An 18,140-nucleotide genomic window follows, 5' to 3' on the forward strand; every position below is an offset into this window, starting at 1 on the left:
CGTCAATCGAGTGGCAGGGCGGAAGCAGCGGTTCGTAATGTTCGGATCGGAGGCGGGCCTCTTACCGTCGCCGATCCGATTCCTTACGTCCCCGGGGGGAACCCGCATGTCTGTCGCCGGTCTCAGGCGGGCCACCCGTGACACCGTCTCCGGGTTCCCCAGGGAGTTCTGGTGGCTGTGGACCAGCACCCTGGTCAACCGGCTGGGGGCGTTCGTCGCCACGTTCATGGCCCTGTACCTGACGCTGGACCGGGGCTACTCCGCCTCGTACGCCGGACTGGTCGCCGCGCTGCACGGGCTCGGCGGGGTCGTGTCCTCGCTCGGGGCCGGGGTGATGACCGACCGGTTCGGGCGTCGGCCCACGATGCTGGTCGCGCAGGTCTCGACGGCCGTCTCGGTGGCGGTGCTCGGCTTCATGGTCCATCCGGTGGCCATCGCCGGCGTCGCCTTCGTGGTCGGCATGGCCAGCAACGCCTCGCGCCCCGCCGTGCAGGCGATGATCGCCGACATCGTCCGGCCCGAGGACCGGGTGCGGGCCTTCTCGCTCAACTACTGGGCTATCAACCTGGGGTTCGCGGTCTCGTCGGCCGGTGCCGGGTTCGTCGCCGAGTACAGCTATCTCGCGGGCTTCGTCGGTGAGGCGCTGATGACCCTGGTCTGCGCCGTCGTCGTCTTCATGAAGGTGCCGGAGTCCCGGCCGGAGAAGGCCCCGCGCACGGTTGCCGACGCCTCGGGCTCCTCTGGCTCCTCGCACTCCGATGACGTCCGGCTCGGCACGGTGCTGCGTGACGGGCGGTTCATGGGGGTCGTCGGGCTGTCGTTCGTGATCGCCCTGATCTTCCAACAGGGATACGTGGGGCTGCCGGTGGCCATGGGGACGGACGGGTTCAGCAGCTCCGACTTCGGCACCGCCGTCGCCGTCAACGGCGTGATGATCGTGGTCCTCCAGATCCCGGTCACCCGCCTCATCCAGCACCGCGACCCGCGCCGGCTGCTCATCGTGTCGTCGCTGCTGGCGGGGTACGGGTTCGGGCTGACCGCGTTCGCCGGCTCGGTCGCCGTGTACGCGCTGACGATCTGCGTGTGGACCGTCGCCGAGATCGTCAACGCACCCGTGCAGAACGGCCTGGTCGTCCAGCTCTCCCCGGCCCACGGCCGGGGCCGCTACCAGGGCATGTACACGCTCTCCTGGGCCGCCGCCGCGCTGATCGCCCCGCTGATGTCCGGTGTGGTGATCGACCGCTTCGGGGCCGAGTGGCTGTGGGGGACGTGCGCGGCCCTGGGGACCGTGGCGGCGTTCGGGTACTGGCTGCTGATGCGCAATCTGCCGGGGTCGGACGTGACGGCGGAGAGCGGCCCCGCCGCGGCCGGCACCGAAGCCGGTACCGGCCAGGAGCCCGCCGTGGAGCCGGCCGCAGAGCCCGCCGTGGAGCGGACGGCCTGACTCGTAACGCTGACTCGTACGGCCTGACTCGGACGGCCTGACTCGTACGGCCTTACCCGGATGGCCGTAGGCGGACCTACGCGGAGAGCACCCCGCGCGGAGCGTTCTCCGCGCGGGGCTCCTCCGGGCGCTCGGCGCCCGTCAGCCCGAGCAGCCGCCGCACTGGCACGGGGCTCCGGACTGGCATCCGCATCCGCAGCCCGAGCCGCAGCCGCAGGCGCCGAGGACGGCTCCGTGCGCCACTTCGGCGGGTGTCTCCTGGGGGTCGGTCGTGGGGGAATCGGCCATGGTTCCTCCTCAAGGCGTACGACAGGGCCGTACGCCCGCACGGGGCCCACGACCGGGGCGTACGGACAAGTCGTGCCGCCCCACCCCATTGCATGCCCACCCGGGCGGGCGCATCAACGGCGCACATACGCAGGAACGTATGTGCGACGAAATGCGCCGTCGTGCGCCCGTCGCTTCCCGGCCGAGCGACGGCCGAGTCGAGCCACGGGTGACCGACGGCCGAGCGACGGGCGGGCCGACGGCCGAGCGACGGCCCAGCGACAGCTGACCGACGGCTACGCGCCCTCCACGTGCGCCGACTGCTGGAGCTCGTCCGCGTGCTCGCCCGTCACCAGATAGACCACGCGCTTGGCGACCGACACGGCGTGGTCGGCGAACCGCTCGTAGTAGCGGCCGAGCAGTGTCACATCGACGGCCGTCTCGATGCCGTGCTTCCACCGGTCGTCCATCAGGTGCTGGAACAGCGTGCGGTGCAGCAGGTCCATCTCGTCGTCATCCTGCTCCAGCTGGAGCGCCAGGTCGACGTCCTTGGTGATGATCACCTCGGCGGCCTTGGCCATCAGGCGCTGCGCCAGCTGCCCCATCTCCAGGATGGTGGCGTGCAGGTCGTGCGGCACCGCGGTCTGCGGGAAGCGCAGCCGGGCCAGCTTGGCGACGTGCTGGGCGAGGTCGCCCGAGCGCTCCAGGTCGGCGCTCATCCGGAGCGAGGTGACCACGATCCGCAGATCGGTCGCCACCGGCTGCTGCCGCGCCAGCAGGGCGATGGCCCTGGCCTCCAGGTCGTGCTGCAGGTCGTCGACCTTCTGGTCGGCGGCGATCACGGTCTCCGCGAGTTTGAGATCGGCATCGAGCATGGACGTCGTCGCCCGGCCGATCGCCGACCCGACGAGCCGGGCCATCTCGACCAGCCCCTCGCCGATCGAGTCGAGTTCCTCGTGGTAGGCGTCACGCATGGGAAGTCCCTCTCCAGTCCTTTGAAACCGAGGCCGGGGCCAGCTCTGAACCCCACGCTCCCACGGTGACCCGGGTACGCGTCTGGATCCGACCGGCCAAGTGAACCAGTTCTTGCTCCTCGGTGAACTCTGGGCGACGAGTGTTCGAGTAGGCACTCGGATGGCTGGGAGAGTGTCCGTCTTGCCGCATAACCTGGACACATGGACGTGAACGCGGCGGTCGCCGCAGCTGCAGCGATCGCCGGGCTGTGTACCGGTGTGATCGCCATGCTGGCGTTCCGCTGGAGCGAGCGCGACCAGAAGAAGCCGACGCGTACGTCCCTGCGGCCCGACAGCAAGGGGCCGCTGCCCCCCGGGGTCGACACGGTCCTGTCCGTGCTCAGCTCCTCCGCCGTCGTGCTCGACGAGAGCGACAGCGTCGTCAAGGCCAGCTCCGCCGCGTATGCGCTGGGACTGGTCAGGGGCGGGCGGCTCTCCGTCGAGCCGATGCTGAACATGGCCAGGGACACCCGCCGTGACGGTGAGATACGCCAGGTCGAACTGGACCTCCCGCGGCGCGGTACCGGCCGGGGCGAGGCCCTCGCGGTCTCCGCCCGGGTCGCCCCGCTGGGCTCCCGGCTGGTGCTGCTGCTGGTCGAGGACCTCACCGAGGCCCGCCGCATCGAAGCGGTACGGCGCGACTTCGTCGCCAACGTCAGCCATGAGCTCAAGACCCCGACCGGAGCACTGTCCCTGCTCTCGGAGGCGGTCATGGACGCCTCCGACGACCCGGAGGCGGTGGAACGGTTCGCGGGGCGGATGCAGATCGAGGCGACCCGGCTCACCAACCTCGTGCAGGAGCTCATCGACCTCTCCCGGGTGCAGAACGACGACCCGCTGGAGGACGCCGAACCGGTACGGGTGGACGAACTGGTCGCCGAGGCCATCGACCGCTGCCGGCAGCAGGCCGGCTCCAAACAGATCACCATGGCAGCGGGCGGCACCGCCGAGCTCCGCGTCTGGGGCAACCGCGGCCAGCTCGCCGCCGCTCTCGGCAACCTCGTCGAGAACGCGGTCAACTACAGCCCCGCCCGCACCCGCGTCGGCATCGCCGCCCGCCGGGTGGCCGTGTCCGGCGGGAACGAGATCGAGATAGCCGTGACCGACCAGGGCATCGGCATCTCGGAGAAGGACCGCGAGCGGGTCTTCGAACGGTTCTACCGCGTCGACCCGGCCCGCTCACGGGCCACCGGTGGCACCGGCCTCGGCCTCGCCATCGTCAAGCACGTGGCCGCCTCGCACGGCGGGGAGGTCACCGTCTGGAGCTCGGAGGGACAGGGCTCCACCTTCACCCTGCGGCTGCCCGAAGCGGGCGCCGCAAGGGATCGGGACCGCACATCAGGCGGACCGCTCATCGTCAACGGCGACGAGGGGCCGTACCAGGCCGCCGCCCCTGACACTCTTGATCCATTCCCTGCCCCGGAGGTCCTTCCGTGACCCGAGTGCTTGTCGTCGAGGATGAGGAATCCTTCAGCGACGCCCTGTCCTACATGCTCCGCAAGGAAGGCTTCGAGGTCGCCATCGCGGCCACCGGGCCCGACGGGCTGGACGAGTTCGAGCGCAACGGCGCCGACCTCGTGCTCCTCGACCTGATGCTGCCCGGGCTGCCCGGCACCGAGGTCTGCCGGCAGCTGCGCAGCAAGTCCAATGTCCCCGTGATCATGGTCACGGCCAAGGACAGCGAGATCGACAAGGTCGTCGGCCTGGAAATAGGAGCCGACGACTATGTGACCAAGCCCTTCTCCTCGCGCGAGCTCGTCGCCCGCATCCGCGCGGTGCTGCGCCGCCGCGGGGAGCCGGAGGAGGTCAGCCCGGCCGCCCTGGAGGCGGGCCCGGTCCGGATGGACGTGGACCGACACGTCGTCACGGTCTCCGGCGGCAAGGTCGACCTGCCGCTCAAGGAGTTCGACCTGCTGGAAATGCTGCTGCGCAACGCCGGCCGGGTGCTGACCCGGATGCAGCTGATCGACCGGGTCTGGGGTGCGGACTACGTGGGCGACACCAAGACGCTCGACGTCCACGTGAAGCGGCTGCGAGCCAAGATCGAGCCCGATCCGGGTGCGCCGCGGTTCCTGGTGACGGTGCGGGGCCTCGGGTACAAGTTCGAGCCGTAAACCGGCCCGCCGCCGATGCCGCTGTTACCGAGGCTCCGAGGCGATGAGTACGGCTGAGGCGCCTCCCGGACCGGGAGGCGCCTCAGCCGTACGCGCGTGTGCGGGGGAGTGCCGTCAGTTGCTCGGCGGCATCGAGCCGGACGCCGCGTCGGTCGGGGTGGTCGTGTCGCTCGACGACGCCGGATCGGACGGGGCGTCCGACGAGTCGGCGGGGGCCCCGGAGGCGGCGCCGGAGCCGGACGGCGAGGCGCTGGACGAACTCGACGGGGTCGTCTTCGGCAGCTCCGGGAGCGAGCTGGGACCGAAGCCCTTGAAGTGGCTGCCGGACGGGACGACCGATGCGCCCAGCGTGATGTCGCCGGACTTGCTGAGCTTGAAGACCAGGTTCTGCACGTTGCCGTTCTGTATGTCCTCGCTGCCGTTCTCGATCACCGCGGCGGCGTTGCCCTGCCCGCCGAGCACCACCCTGCCGCCGGCCGGGACGACGACCGGTCCCGAGCCCTTGGCGGCGTGCAGCCGCACGGACGCGCTGGTGCCGGCCAGGGTGATGGCGTCGAGGGTCTCCGCCTTGGTGCCGTTGTTGAACAGAGTCGCGGCCACGACGGCCGGGCCCTTGGTCTCGCGGACCGGCTGGGTGATGACGTTGACGTTCTGGATCTTGATGAAGCCGACCGAGGTGGCGGCGTTGTCAGGCCTGACTTCGAGTGTCTGCGCGTTGTCGCCGGCAGCGCATGCGGAGAGCGCGGCGATCGAGAACGCGATGGCAGTGGCGGCGAAAGCGCCGTGTCGAAGGCTGCGGCTCACGGCGGCGGCAACTCCTTGAACGAGCGGACTTACGGACGGGGTCGGGCGAGTGGTGTCGAAGACCGACAAGTGTGTGTCAGCGGTCAGGTTACCGAGCCGTCGTCCCTGCCCCGCACCCGACCCGCCCCGGGGCGCTCCGGGGATCGTGGGGCTGCCGGGGGTGATGATTCGCGTGCCGTTCTCATAACACGCTTGATCAATTCCTCCGGACGTTCGGCCCGCGCTTCCCGCGGATGTTCCACCGGGCTTGGCGCGACCTCGGCGTATTCATTGCGCATAATCCTCACGACGGTCGAACGTTGATCAATTTGATTGGCCATCGGCGCTTACCGCCGTACGAGTGATCGATCCCTGAACGGAGTACGGAAAGTTCATCATCCTGAACCCGGCAAACCAGGACGTTAGGTCGCTTCCGAGTAGGTTCCGACAGGTGTGGCGGCCACGTTTCGCCCCGCCCGTACAGCCGCTCCGACCTGCGAATACCGTCTCCGGCGAGCCTTCCGCAGCACGTACGTGTTGCAGTTGTCAAGCCCCGAGATATGCCCTGACCTGCGAAAACGCCATTCAGGAGAAGCTGTTCTCGTGTTACTCTGGATAGCCACGGAAGGGGTACCTGTCACATGACGTTCAAGGTTGGCGACACCGTGGTCTATCCCCATCACGGGGCCGCGCTGATCGAGGCTATCGAAACTCGCCAGATCAAAGGCGTGGACAAGACCTACTTGGTGCTCAAGGTCGCTCAGGGCGACTTGACGGTGCGTGTGCCGGCGGACAATGCGGAGTTCGTGGGTGTGCGTGACGTGGTCGGGCAGGAAGGGCTGGACCGGGTCTTCGAGGTGCTGCGCGCGCCGTATGCCGAAGAGCCGACGAACTGGTCCCGTCGTTACAAGGCAAATCTCGAGAAGCTCGCCTCCGGCGATGTCATCAAGGTCGCGGAAGTAGTTCGTGACCTGTGGCGTCGTGAGCGTGAGCGTGGACTCTCCGCAGGTGAGAAGCGCATGCTCGCCAAGGCTCGCCAGATCCTGGTGAGCGAGCTCGCCCTCGCGGAGAACACCAACGAGGACAAGGCCGAGGCCCTGCTGGACGAGGTCCTCGCGTCCTGAACCGGATCACACCGGTCTAAGGCGTGAATATTGTGCCGCGGTGCCCGTTGACCAGCCGTATGAACGGCGTGTCGTCGGGCCCTGCGGCATGTCCGGATCAGGATTCCGGCGGCGCGAATGACGGGATTCCGGCGGTCCGACTGCGAATTTCGGACACGTGGATTCCAGACACATTCCGGATTCCGGGCATGGAGACGCCTGCGGGCGGTGAGGCCCGAGGATCCCTGATGTTGCTCGCGATGCGCCGACGCGTTGGCCTCGTCGGCGATCCCCCGGTACTTTGCTCGCGATCTTGTGAAAGTCGACGTGTCAGGCCGATCCCGAGCGGCCGGGGCGGTCCTCGTCTCGTCCGGGGGCACGGAAAGGGTCCCGGTCGAGTCATGGCGTAGCGCCCGGCTCGATTGAGGCCATACCCACGTCGGCCGTGGAGACAAACATGCCGACGCTTCGGAGTGCAACCGATGTCTGATCAATCGCGTCCTTACCGCACCGCCGCCGTGATCCCCGCGGCCGGCCGCGGCGTAAGGCTCGGTCCCGGCGCCCCCAAGGCGCTCCGCGCGCTGGGCGGGACGCCCATGCTCGTCCATGCGGTACGGGCCATGGCGGCCTCCCGTCACGTGTCCCTGGTCGTGGTCGTCGCGCCGCCGGACGGCGCGCCCGAGGTCAGGAACCTGCTCGACGAGCACGCGCTGCCCGAGCGCACCGAATTCCTCGTCGTGCCCGGCGGCGACACCCGTCAGGAGTCGGTGAAGCTGGGCCTGGACGCCCTGCCCGCCGATGTCTCCGCCGTCCTCGTCCACGACGCGGCCCGCCCCCTGGTGCCCGTCGACACGGTGGACGCCGTGGTCGAGGCGGTACGGGACGGGGCGCCCGCCGTCGTCCCGGCGCTGCCGCTCGCGGACACCGTCAAGGAGGTCGAGCCGGGTGCGCCCGGGGAGCCCGAGCCGGTGCTCTCCACCCCGGTGCGGTCCAGGCTGCGGGCGGTACAGACCCCGCAGGGCTTCGACCGCGACACGCTGGTGCGGGCCCATGAGCGGTTCGCCGTCGGCGGCGAGGGCGCGACCGACGACGCGGGCCTGGTCGAGCAGCTGGGGGCGCCCGTCGTGGTCGTACCCGGCCACGAGGAGGCGTTCAAGGTGACCCGGCCGCTGGACCTGGTCCTGGCCGAGGCGGTACTCGCACGCAGGAGGGCGAACGATGGCTTCTGAGGAACACCTGACCCCCGGGCAGGGCACGGATTCAGGGCAGGGCACGGCTTCCGAGCAGGGCGCGGCCTCCGGGCAGAGCACGGCCTCCTCCGGGCAGCGCGCCGCGCCGGTGATCCCGCTCGTAGGGATCGGAACCGACATCCACGCCTTCGAGGAGGGCCGCGAGCTGTGGTGCGCGGGTCTCCTGTGGGAGGGCGAGGGCCCCGGGCTCGCCGGGCACTCCGACGCGGACGTCGTCGCGCACGCCGCGTGCAACGCGCTGTTCTCGGCCGCCGGGCTCGGCGACCTCGGGCAGCACTTCGGCACCGGGCGCCCCGAGTGGTCCGGCGCCGCGGGGGTCACGCTGCTGACTGAGGCGGCCCGGATCGTGCGGTCCGAGGGCTTCGAGATCGGCAACGTCGCCGTCCAGGTCGTCGGCGTACGGCCGAAGATCGGCAAGCGGCGTCACGAGGCGCAGAAGGTCCTGTCCGCCGCCGTGGGCGCGCCCGTCTCGCTCTCGGCCGCCACCTCCGACGGGCTCGGCTTCACCGGCCGTGCGGAGGGCGTCGCCGGGATCGCGACCGCGCTGGTCTACCGCACGGTCTGACCTGCGCGGAAGTCGCACAGCGGGCCCGGCCGGTCACCGGGCCCGCAGTCTTGTTGCACATCGGTTGCACGTACTCTTGTACGGCAATGACGTGACGCGAGGGATGGAGAGGCTCCGGGATGAGTACGGCGACGATGGCCGCTGCACGGGCCGCTGCCGACGGATACGTCCTGCGCACCGCCACCCCCGGTGACATCGACGGGGCGCGGGCCGTGATGCTCGACACCGTCTACAACGACCTGAGGTCCGGCTACGTGCCCCGCTGGCACGCCGACATCATCGACCCCGAGGCCAGTTATCTGCGGCCCGAGCGCTGCACTCTGCTGGTGGTCGAGCGCGACGGCGAGATCGTCGCGACGGGCGCCGTGCGCGACCGGGGGCCGCAGGCGCCGCCCAATCCGCAGTGGGTCGCGGACCGCTTCCCGTCCGGCGCCACCGCCCAGCTGTGCCGGATCTACGTCCGGCCGGAGCACCGCAGGCACGGGCTGGCGCGGCGGCTGGTGCGCGAGCTCTGCGACTTCGTCGCCGGCGTCGGCGGGTACGGGGCGGTCTATCTGCACACCGACCCCGCGGTGCCGGGCGCCGAGCCGTTCTGGCGCTCCCTCGCGCAGGAGGTGTGCGACGAGCGCACCATGCCCGGCCGCGGCCAGAGCGTCGTCCACTTCGAGTTGCCGCTGCCCGACGCCGCTCGCTGAGCCGTCCGCTGCCCGTCGCCCACTGAGCGGCCCGCCAAGTCACTTTTAAATGACAATCGTTTTCATATAAGGTCGTTGCCATGCCCCCGTCCCGACTCCGTCGCGCCGCGCTGCCGCTGACCGCGGCCGCCCTCCTCGTCCCGCTCGCCGCCGCCTGTTCCGGCGGCGCGAACGACACCAACGGCGCGGCGGACGGCGGGCAACGCCTCCGGGTCGTCATGGCCTTCCCGCCCGCACAGGCGATGTCCCCCTACGGCGACGACGCCGTCAACCTCAGCCGCCTCGCGGTCATCGAGGGCCTCACCTCCCTCGACCGCGAAGGCGCGGCGAAGCCGGCACTCGCCGCCTCGTGGAAGCGCGAGAGCCCGAAGGCATGGACCTTCACCCTGCGCGAGGCGTCCTTCCAGGACGGCACGAAGGTCGACCCGGCCGCCGTCGCCCGGTCCCTGAACGCCGCTCAGAAGGCCTCGCCCAAGCCGCGCGTGCTGTCCGACACCGGCATCACCGCAACGGCCCAGGGCGCCGGCACCGTACGCATCGTCACCACCGAGGCGGACCCGCTGCTGCCCCAGCGCCTCGCCAACCCCTCCCTCACGATCCTGTCCGCCGCCGCATACCGGGACGGCAAGGTGAACCCGGCCGGGCACGCCACCGGTCCCTTCACCCTCGCCGCGGTCAAGGGCGCCGTCAGCGCCACGCTGGAGCGCAACGACCACTACTGGGGCGGCAAGGCCAAGGCCCCCGGTGCCGACGTGACCTTCGTGGCCGACGGCACCGCCCGCGCCAACGCCCTGCGCACCGAGGCCGTCGACGTCGCCGAGTACGTACCGATCTCGCAGGCCTCCCTCCTCGGCGACCGGCTCGTCCACGGATTCCCCTCCGCCCGCACCAACGGCCTCTCCCTCAACACGGAGCACGGCGTCTTCGCCGACCCCGCGATGCGTGCGGCGGCCCGCGAGGCCATCGACTCCGAGGCCCTCGTCAAGGCCGTCTACGAGGGCCGCGCCGACAGCGCACAGGGCCTCCTCGGACCCGGCGTGCCGTGGGCCGCCGCCGCCCGCGAGGCCCCGGTCGACCGGGCGAAGGCCGCGGACAAGGCGCGGATCGCGAAGACGAAGCAGATCGTCCTCGCCACCTACACCAACCGGCCCGAACTCCCCGAGGTCGCCACCGTCGTCCAGCAGCAGCTCCAGAAGCGCGGCTTCACGGTCAAGCAGGTCGTCCGCGACTACGCCCAGCTGGAGGCCGACGCCCTCGCCGGCAAGTACGACGCCTTCATCCAGGCCCGCAACACCCTCCTGGACACCGCGGACCCCGTCTCCTACCTCGCGTCCGACTTCACCTGCGACGGCAGCTTCAACATCTCGCAGCTCTGCGACAAGCGCGTCGACACCGACGTGAACAAGGCCGCGGAAGCCGCCGGAACCGACGCCCGCCACCGCGCCGCGATGACCGCCGAGGCCGACATCCTCGGCACCGACGCCCTCGTACCGCTCCTCCACGAACGCTTCGTCCAGGGCTACGACGACAGCCGCGTCCACGGCGTCGCGCTCGACCCGATGGAACGCACCCTCATCACCGCAGACACCCGCGTCGGGTGACCGGGTGAAGTACCTCGCCGGACGGCTCGCCGCGCTCCTCGCGGTCCTCGCCGTCATCGGCCTGCTGCCCCGGCTGACCCGCACCGACCCCGCCCTCACGATCCTGCGCGCCCGGTACGCCGAGCGGCCGCCCACCCCCGAGACCCTCGACGCCATCCGCGCCGAAACCGGCCTCGACGGCGGCCCGCTCCACATCCTCGGCAGCTGGTTCGGCGGACTCCTCCACGGCGACCTCGGCACCTCCTGGGTCTCCGGGCAGCCCGTCGCCCCCGACGCGATATCCGCCCTGGGCGTCTCGCTCACCCTCATGGGCGCCTCCCTCGCCGTCGCGCTGCTCCTCGCCGCGGCCCTCGCCGCCCGGACCCTGCGACGCGGGGCGGGGCGCCGCATCGTCACCGCCCGCGCGGGCGTCGGCGCGGCCGTTCTCGCCGCCTTCCCCGAGTTCCTGATCGCCGCCGTCCTCGCCGCCGTCGTCGCCGTCCGGCTCGACTGGCTCCCCGCGCTCGGCTGGGGCACCCCCGCGCAGACGGTGCTGCCCGCCCTCGCCATGGGCATCCCCGCAGGCGCCCTGCTCGGCCGGCTGCTGGACGACGCGCTGCCCGCCGCGTACGCCGAACCCTGGGCGCGGGCCGCCACCGCCGGCGGACTGCCTGGACCCCGCATCGCCCGCCACGCCCTGCGCCGCACCCTGCCCGGCCTGCTGCCCCAGCTCGGCCTGATCGTCGTCGGGCTCACCGGCGGCGCCGTCGCCGTCGAAACCCTCTACACGATCCCCGGCCTGGGCGGCAGCGCACTGGCCGCCGCACTCGCCCAGGACCTCCCGGTCCTCCAGGCCTGCGTCCTGATGCTGCTGCTCCTCGGCGTGACCGCGGGACTGGCCGCCCGCCTCGCCACCCGCACCCTGCTCGGCCCCGCCCTGCGCGACGGCGCACTGCCCGCACTCCTGCCGCCCGTCCTCCCGGCCCGCCGGCTGCTGACCGCGGCCGTCCTCGTCCTGGCCGCGCTCCTCGCCGCCGTCACCGTCGCCGGACTCCTGCGCGACCCCCTCCAGATCGACGCCGCGGCCCGCCTCGCCGGACCGTCCGCCGCCCACCCCTTCGGCACCGACTCCCTCGGCCGCGACGTCCTCGCCCGCCTCGGACACGGAGCCGCCCGCACCGTCCTCACCGCCGTCGCCGTGTCCGCCGCCACCCTGCTCCTCGGCCTCGCCCTCGGAGCCGTACGCGCCGGAGCGCTCACCGAGACCGCCAACGCGCTGCCCGCGATCCTCACCGGCCTCGTCGTCGCCGGTGTCGCCGGACCCGGCCCCTGGAGCGCCGCGGCCGCCGTCACCGCCGTCGCCTGGGCCCCCATCGCCGCCCACACCAGCGCCCTGTACGCCCAGGAACGCGCCGCCCCGCACATCGCCGCCGCCCGCGCCCTGGGCGCCGGGCGCGCACACCTGCTGCGCCGTCACGTGCTGCCCGGCGTGCTGCCCCCCGTCGTCCGCCACGCCGTCGTGCGCGTCCCCGCCATCGCGCTGGCCCTCGCCTCCCTCGGCTTCCTCGGCCTCGGCACCGCGCCCCCGTCACCCGAATGGGGCCGGATGCTCTCCGAGAACCTCCCCTACGCGGAACGCGCCCCCTGGTCCGTACTCGCCCCCGCCGCCGCCCTCGCCGCCCTCGGCGCGACGGCCGTCCTCACGGCCACCGCCGTACGGGGCGCACGAAGCCGGGGCGCGGGAAGCCGCAAGGGCGCCGCGTGAGCGCCGCCACGCCCCGCGACCGGCCACCCCGGGCGTGACCCCGCCCCTGTCATCGGTCTCCGGCCTCGCCGTACTCGCCGGCAGCGCCGCCACCGGCGTGCTGCTCGGCGCCCCCGCCCCCGTCCGGTGGGCGGTGCTCGCCCCGTCCCGCTCGCGGGCGCCGCCCTCGCGCTGACCCTCCCGGCGGGCGCGAACGGGAAGACGGCCGGACAACCGGTCCGGGGCCAGGCGTCACGGCCGGTCGAACCCGGGCCATGACCCCGGGCGATAACACTGTCATCGCAATCCCCAAGGAGTCGCGGGGCACTGGTGCGCGCCCACTACCCTTGAGGCGTGACTATTCGCCTGTACGACACCAGCGCCCGGCAGATCCGTGACTTCGTCCCGCTCGCAGCGGGCTGCGTCTCGATCTACCTCTGTGGCGCCACTGTCCAGGCCGCCCCGCACATCGGGCACATCAGGTCCGGACTGAACTTCGACATCATGCGCCGCTGGTTCGAGTACCGCGGCTACGACGTGACGTTCGTCCGGAACGTCACCGACATCGACGACAAGATCATCACGAAGTCGGCCCAACAGGGCCGCCCGTGGTGGGCCATCGGCTACGAGAACGAGCGGGCGTTCAACGCCGGCTACGACGCGCTGGGCTGCCTCCCGCCCACGTACGAGCCCCGCGCCACCGGCCACATCACCGAGATGATCGAGATGATGCGCGGCCTCATCGAGCGCGGTCACGCCTACGCCGCCGACGGCAACGTCTACTTCGACGTGCGCTCGTTCCCCGGCTACCTGTCCCTCTCCAACCAGTCCCTGGACGATCTGCGCCAGCCCTCCGGCGACGGCGAGACCGGCAAGCGCGACCAGCGCGACTTCGCCATGTGGAAGGCGTCCAAGCCCGGCGAGCCCAGCTGGGAGACCCCCTGGGGCCGCGGCCGCCCCGGCTGGCACCTCGAATGCTCCGCCATGGTCCACAAGTACCTCGGCACCGCCTTCGACATCCACGGCGGCGGCATCGACCTGATCTTCCCGCACCACGAGAACGAGATCGCCCAGGCCAAGGCCTACGGCGACGAGTTCGCGAAGTACTGGGTGCACAACGGCTGGGTCACCATGTCCGGCGAGAAGATGTCGAAGTCGCTCGGCAACTCCGTACTCGTCAGCGAGATGGTCAAGGACTGGCGCCCCATCGTGCTGCGCTACTACCTCGGCACCCCGCACTACCGGTCCATGATCGAGTACAGCGAGGAGGCCCTGCGCGAGGCCGAGTCCGCGTTCGCGCGGATCGAGGGCTTCGTCCAGCGCGTCACCGAGAAGGCCGGCGAGACGGTCGAGCCGGCCGCCGAGGTGCCGCCCGCGTTCGCCGAGGCGATGGACGACGACCTGGGCGTCCCGCAGGCCCTCGCGATCGTCCACACCACCGTCCGCCAGGGCAACTCCGCCCTCGCCGCCGACGACAAGGAAGCCGCGGTCGCACGCCTCGCCGAGGTCCGTGCCATGCTCGGGGTACTCGGCCTCGACCCGCTCGACGACCACTGGGCCGGCGAGAGCGACCGCGGCGACGACCTCCACGGCGTCGTCGACACCCTCGTACGACTCGTCCTCGACCAGCGCCAGAGCGCCCGCGACCGCAAGGACTGGACCGCGGCCGACGCCATCCGCGACCAGCTCAACCAGTCCGGGCTCGTCATCGAGGACAGCCCCGCCGGACCACGGTGGACACTCGGCCCGCGCCAGTAGTCCTCCCGAGTGCCGCCCGGCCCGCCGGGCGGCACACTTTCACTTACGTACACGTACGCACGTCTGAAGCAACGAAACAGGTAGGTCATGGCCGGGAACAGCCAGCGCAGGAACCGCCGCACGTCCAACAAGAAGGGCATGCAGGTCGGCAGCGGCGGTAACCGACGCCGTGCTCTCGAAGGCAGGGGACCGACGCCGCCCGCCGAGGACCGCAAGAAGCACAAGAAGAACCGCATCGCGACCGCCAAGGCCAAGCACGCCGTCAACCGCCGTCCCGCGCCCAGGCGCGGCGGCGCCAAGGGCACCTCCGAGATGGTCGTCGGCCGCAACCCGGTCTTCGAGGCGCTGCGCGACGGCGTCCCCGCCACCACCCTGTACGTCCAGCAGTACATCGACAACGACGAGCGGGTCCGCGAGGCCCTCCAGCTCGCCGGCCAGCGCGGCAACATCAACCTGATGGAGGCCCCGCGCCCCGAGCTCGACCGGATGACGAACGGCCTGAACCACCAGGGCCTCGTCCTCCAGGTCCCGCCGTACGAGTACGCGGAGCCGCAGGACCTCACCGCCGCCGCGTACGACAACGGCGAGGACCCGCTGATCGTCGCCCTCGACGGCGTCACCGACCCGCGCAACCTCGGCGCCATCGTCCGCTCCGTCTCCGCGTTCGGCGGCCACGGCGTGGTCGTGCCCGAGCGCCGCGCCGCCGGAATGACCGCCGGAGCCTGGAAGTCCTCCGCCGGAACGGCCGCCCGCACCCCGGTCTCCCGGGTGACGAACCTGACCCGCGCGCTGGAGGCGTACAAGAAGGAAGGCATCACCGTCGTCGGCCTGGCCGCCGACGGCGAGCACACCGTCGAGGACCTGGAGGCACTCGGCGGCCCCGTCGTCATCGTCATCGGCAGCGAGGGCAAGGGCCTCGGCCGCCTCGTCGGCGAGACCTGCGACTACCGGGTCCGCATCTCGATGCCCGGCGGCGCCGAGTCCCTGAACGCCGGTGTCGCGGCCGGCATCGTGATGTACGAGGTCGCCCGCCGCCGCGCCTGACCCGCCCGGCAGGACCACCCGCACGGGCGGCGGCCGACGGAGGAAACCCCGCCGTCCGCCGCCCCCGGGCGGCCCCGCCCGGGGGCGCGTACGGCCGCGCGTACGCCCCAACGCGCCCCGCCACCACCGGTTGACGGGCCTCGGACACTTCGACACCGTCAAGGCAGTGTCCTAAACACACATCACTCGGTTAGATGAGTGTGGACACCAGAACGCCTCGGTTCGACGAACAACCCGCCCTGAGCATGACCAAGGTGGACTGCGACCCTGCGCAGGTCATCGTCAACCACGCCAGCTTCCGGGTGCAGCTCGCACCCGGCCAGCGCGCACGGCTGCGCGGTGTGACCCCCGCCGGTGCGCCCAGGATCCCCGCCATGAGCGGCCCCGGAGCGGGGCGCGGTCGGCGCGCCCCCGTCGTGTGGAGCGGCAGGTCCGCCCCCGGCGATCCCGGCGCCACCGGACTGCTCCAGGCCGTACGGAACTCCACCGCGGGCCGACCGGGCGGCACGGGACGCCCCGACACCGCGTACGACCCCTACGAGCCGTACACCTCGTACGAACGCGAAGGCGGTCGCGGAGCCGGCACCCAGGTCATCCCGCGCCTCGACGAGACCCAGCCCAACCCCGTCATCGGCGGCCCCCGGAGCGGCGGGCCGCTGCTGCCCCCCATGCGGCAGGCCGTCGGCGCCTTCGACCCCGTCGAGACCGGCACCGGCCGGTACGCCGCGGACGGGTACGGCGCGGACGGGTACGGCGGCGACGGATACGAACGGGACCGGAGCCGGGACGACGACTTCGACGACTTCGACGTCACCGACAGCCGCGACCGGCGCCAGAGCGCCGACACGGTCCGGCACGCGTACTACCCCGGCCGCCGGATGAACCTCGGCGTCGTCCTCCTGCCCATGCGCGTCTTCCTCGGCTTCATCTCCATCTACGCCGGCATGGGCAAGCTCTGCGACCCCGTCTACTTCGACGGCGGCGACCGCGGCTCCATGGTCAAGTGGCTGACCTCACTGCACCCCTGGGCCCTCGCCGAACCCCTCCGCGACTTCGCGCTCTCCCACCCCGTGGGTGCCGGGCTCACCATCGCCTTCCTCCAGGTCGTCGTCGGAGTCCTCACCGTCCTCGGCCTCTGGCAGCGCGTCGCCGCCTCGGTCGGCGCCCTCCTGTCCGCCGCCCTCCTCGTCACCGTCAGCTGGCGCACCGTCCCCGTCTACGACGCGCCGGACATCATCTACCTCGCCGCCTGGAGCCCCCTGGTCATCGCGGGCGCCCCCGTCTACTCCGTCGACGGACGCCTCGCCGGGGAAGCGTGGCGCAAGCTCGGCCCCCGCACCGAGATCTGGGACCTCCGCCGCCGCGTACTGCGGCGCGGCGCCGTCGTCGCCACCGTCGTCGTCGGCCTCACCCTGCTCATCGGCTCCATGCTCGGCGGCGCCGTCCGCTCCTCCGGAGTCGTCACGGTTCCCGGGCCCAACGGAGTCCCGACCAACCAGCTCCCCGGCTCCCCGCTCCCCGGGGAATCCCGCAGCGGCAAGGCCTCCCGGACCCCGGCCGGCCGGCAGCCCGCCCCGTCCCGCAGCACCACTCCCCGTACCCCGTCCGCCAAGGCCTCCACGCCCGCCACCGACACCGTCCGGGAGTCGGGCCGGGCCACGGCCGGCACGGGCCGGCCGAGCCAGACCAGCGAGACCGGCCAGACCCAGGGGACCGGTCGGCAGCAGCCCCCGCAGCAGACCACCCCCCAGCAGCCCCCGACCACCAGCTCCGGCCCCAGCTCCTCCGGCCCCGCCGGAGACTCCACGGCAGGCGGCTCGGACCCCGGGACCGGCTCCACCGGCTCCACCGGCTCCACGGACGGCTCGGCCGGAGCAAGCGGCCGCAATCCCATCGGCGGCCTCCTCGGCTGACCGCGACCCACCGCACGCGCGAGGGGCGGGCACCGGATCCATCTCCGGCGCCCGCCCCTCTCGTATCTGTGGTGTGTGGTGCTGTGCGGTGCGGGGCGAAGGCAGGGCGAACGATGCCCCGGGCGGCCTACCGCCTGTCGTCCAGCTCCTTCGCCGCCTCCGTCAGGTCCTTGGCGGTGTCGATGGCCCGCCAGTACGCCCCGTGCGGCAACGGGTAACCGGCCAGCCTGCGTTCCCGCGCCAGCCGCGGGAACGTCGTCCGCTCGTGATCACCGAGGTTCGGCAGCAACGCCGTGAACGCGGGCGAGAACACGTACACCCCCGCGTTGATCAGATACGGCGACGGCGGCGATTCGATGAAGTCGGTGATGTGCCCGAACGCGTCCGTCTCCACCGCACCCCACGGAATCCGCGGACGGGCCAGGGCCAGCGTCGCGGTCGCATCACGCTCCGCGTGGAACGCGGCCATCTCACGCAACGAGAAACGCGTCCAGATGTCACCGTTGGTCGCGTACCAGGGCTGCTCCGGATCGGGCAGCCGGGCCGCCGCGTACTTCAGCCCGCCACCACGCCCCAGCGGCTCGGACTCCACCACCGTCGTGACCCGCAGCGGCAGCACCGCGGCGTCCAGCCACTCCTGGAGCACCTCGGCCAGATGTCCGCACGACACCACCGCATCGGTCACGCCCTCGGCGGCCAGCCAGGAAAGCTGATGGCCGATGATCGGAGTCCCGGTACCAGGGATCTCGACCATCGGCTTGGGGCGGTCATCGGTGTACGGGCGCAGCCGTGACCCCTGGCCACCCGCCAGGATCACGGCCTGCGTCGGAAACGTATGCATGTCAGGCACGATATGCCGTGCCCGTG

Annotated in this window: 16 protein-coding genes; 13 read left to right on the top strand and 3 right to left on the bottom strand. The window is 71.8% G+C overall.

The features are described 5' to 3' along the window. Positions 1 to 106 precede the first annotated feature (106 nt). Complete coding sequence (locus tag FHX80_RS15990; protein ID WP_145764791.1) at positions 107 to 1,444, top strand: MDR family MFS transporter; 1,338 nt, start codon at positions 107 to 109, stop codon at positions 1,442 to 1,444. Positions 1,445 to 2,007: 563 nt separating this feature from the next. Here the strand turns inward: FHX80_RS15990 and phoU are convergent. Further along, positions 2,008 to 2,685, bottom strand: coding sequence for a phosphate signaling complex protein PhoU (phoU, locus tag FHX80_RS15995; RefSeq protein WP_145764792.1), 678 nt, complete (start codon positions 2,683 to 2,685; stop codon positions 2,008 to 2,010). Between the two features lie 201 nt (positions 2,686 to 2,886). Between phoU and phoR the strand changes: the two genes are divergently transcribed. Continuing rightward, positions 2,887 to 4,161: a two-component system sensor histidine kinase PhoR gene (gene phoR, locus FHX80_RS16000; protein ID WP_145764793.1), complete on the top strand. Its 1,275-nt coding sequence runs from the start codon at positions 2,887 to 2,889 to the stop codon at positions 4,159 to 4,161. 5 nt (positions 4,162 to 4,166) lie between these two features. After that, positions 4,167 to 4,838 (top strand): two-component system response regulator PhoP, encoded by a 672-nt coding sequence (phoP, locus tag FHX80_RS16005; RefSeq protein WP_483025193.1) that lies wholly within the window; start codon positions 4,167 to 4,169, stop codon positions 4,836 to 4,838. 114 nt (positions 4,839 to 4,952) lie between these two features. Here the strand turns inward: phoP and FHX80_RS16010 are convergent, their stop codons facing one another. After that, entirely contained in the window at positions 4,953 to 5,642 is a 690-nt protein-coding gene (locus FHX80_RS16010) for a copper chaperone PCu(A)C domain-containing protein (protein WP_145764795.1), read from the bottom strand. Positions 5,643 to 6,262: 620 nt separating this feature from the next. Here FHX80_RS16010 and FHX80_RS16020 point away from each other — a divergent pair. From FHX80_RS16020 to FHX80_RS16060, 10 genes are all read left to right on the top strand, one after another. Next, the gene (locus FHX80_RS16020; RefSeq protein WP_006380568.1) at positions 6,263 to 6,745 is read left to right on the top strand and encodes a CarD family transcriptional regulator; all 483 of its coding nucleotides are present in this window, start codon (positions 6,263 to 6,265) and stop codon (positions 6,743 to 6,745) included. A 461-nt stretch (positions 6,746 to 7,206) separates the two neighbouring features. Continuing rightward, positions 7,207 to 7,953, top strand: a complete 747-nt coding sequence (gene ispD, locus FHX80_RS16025; protein WP_145764796.1) for a 2-C-methyl-D-erythritol 4-phosphate cytidylyltransferase — start codon at positions 7,207 to 7,209, stop codon at positions 7,951 to 7,953. Beyond that, positions 7,943 to 8,539 (top strand): 2-C-methyl-D-erythritol 2,4-cyclodiphosphate synthase, encoded by a 597-nt coding sequence (ispF, locus tag FHX80_RS16030; protein WP_244318291.1) that lies wholly within the window; start codon positions 7,943 to 7,945, stop codon positions 8,537 to 8,539. Before ispD ends, ispF begins: the two co-directional genes overlap by 11 nt. Before the next feature lie 119 nt (positions 8,540 to 8,658). Continuing rightward, positions 8,659 to 9,234, top strand: a complete 576-nt coding sequence (locus FHX80_RS16035) for a GNAT family N-acetyltransferase (protein WP_145764797.1) — start codon at positions 8,659 to 8,661, stop codon at positions 9,232 to 9,234. Between the two features lie 80 nt (positions 9,235 to 9,314). Further along, positions 9,315 to 10,835, top strand: coding sequence for an ABC transporter substrate-binding protein (locus FHX80_RS16040; protein ID WP_145764798.1), 1,521 nt, complete (start codon positions 9,315 to 9,317; stop codon positions 10,833 to 10,835). Positions 10,836 to 10,839: 4 nt separating this feature from the next. Beyond that, positions 10,840 to 12,579 (top strand): ABC transporter permease subunit, encoded by a 1,740-nt coding sequence (locus tag FHX80_RS16045; protein ID WP_145764799.1) that lies wholly within the window; start codon positions 10,840 to 10,842, stop codon positions 12,577 to 12,579. 34 nt (positions 12,580 to 12,613) lie between these two features. After that, complete coding sequence (locus tag FHX80_RS34745) at positions 12,614 to 12,754, top strand: hypothetical protein (RefSeq protein WP_167523556.1); 141 nt, start codon at positions 12,614 to 12,616, stop codon at positions 12,752 to 12,754. Between the two features lie 158 nt (positions 12,755 to 12,912). Next, the gene (cysS, locus tag FHX80_RS16050; RefSeq protein WP_145764800.1) at positions 12,913 to 14,316 is read left to right on the top strand and encodes a cysteine--tRNA ligase; all 1,404 of its coding nucleotides are present in this window, start codon (positions 12,913 to 12,915) and stop codon (positions 14,314 to 14,316) included. Positions 14,317 to 14,403: 87 nt separating this feature from the next. Continuing rightward, entirely contained in the window at positions 14,404 to 15,360 is a 957-nt protein-coding gene (gene rlmB, locus FHX80_RS16055) for a 23S rRNA (guanosine(2251)-2'-O)-methyltransferase RlmB (RefSeq protein ID WP_145764801.1), read from the top strand. Positions 15,361 to 15,605: 245 nt separating this feature from the next. Then, a complete protein-coding gene (locus tag FHX80_RS16060; RefSeq protein ID WP_145767329.1) occupies positions 15,606 to 17,273 on the top strand; it encodes a DoxX family membrane protein in 1,668 nt (555 codons plus the stop codon). A gap of 127 nt (positions 17,274 to 17,400) precedes the next feature. Here FHX80_RS16060 and FHX80_RS16065 read toward each other — a convergent pair whose 3' ends face one another. After that, the gene (locus FHX80_RS16065; protein ID WP_145764802.1) at positions 17,401 to 18,114 is read right to left on the bottom strand and encodes a nucleotidyltransferase family protein; all 714 of its coding nucleotides are present in this window, start codon (positions 18,112 to 18,114) and stop codon (positions 17,401 to 17,403) included. Positions 18,115 to 18,140: the final 26 nt, after the last annotated feature.

It is taken from the genome of Streptomyces brevispora, from assembly GCF_007829885.1.
In the GTDB taxonomy this organism is placed as follows: domain Bacteria; phylum Actinomycetota; class Actinomycetes; order Streptomycetales; family Streptomycetaceae; genus Streptomyces; species Streptomyces brevispora.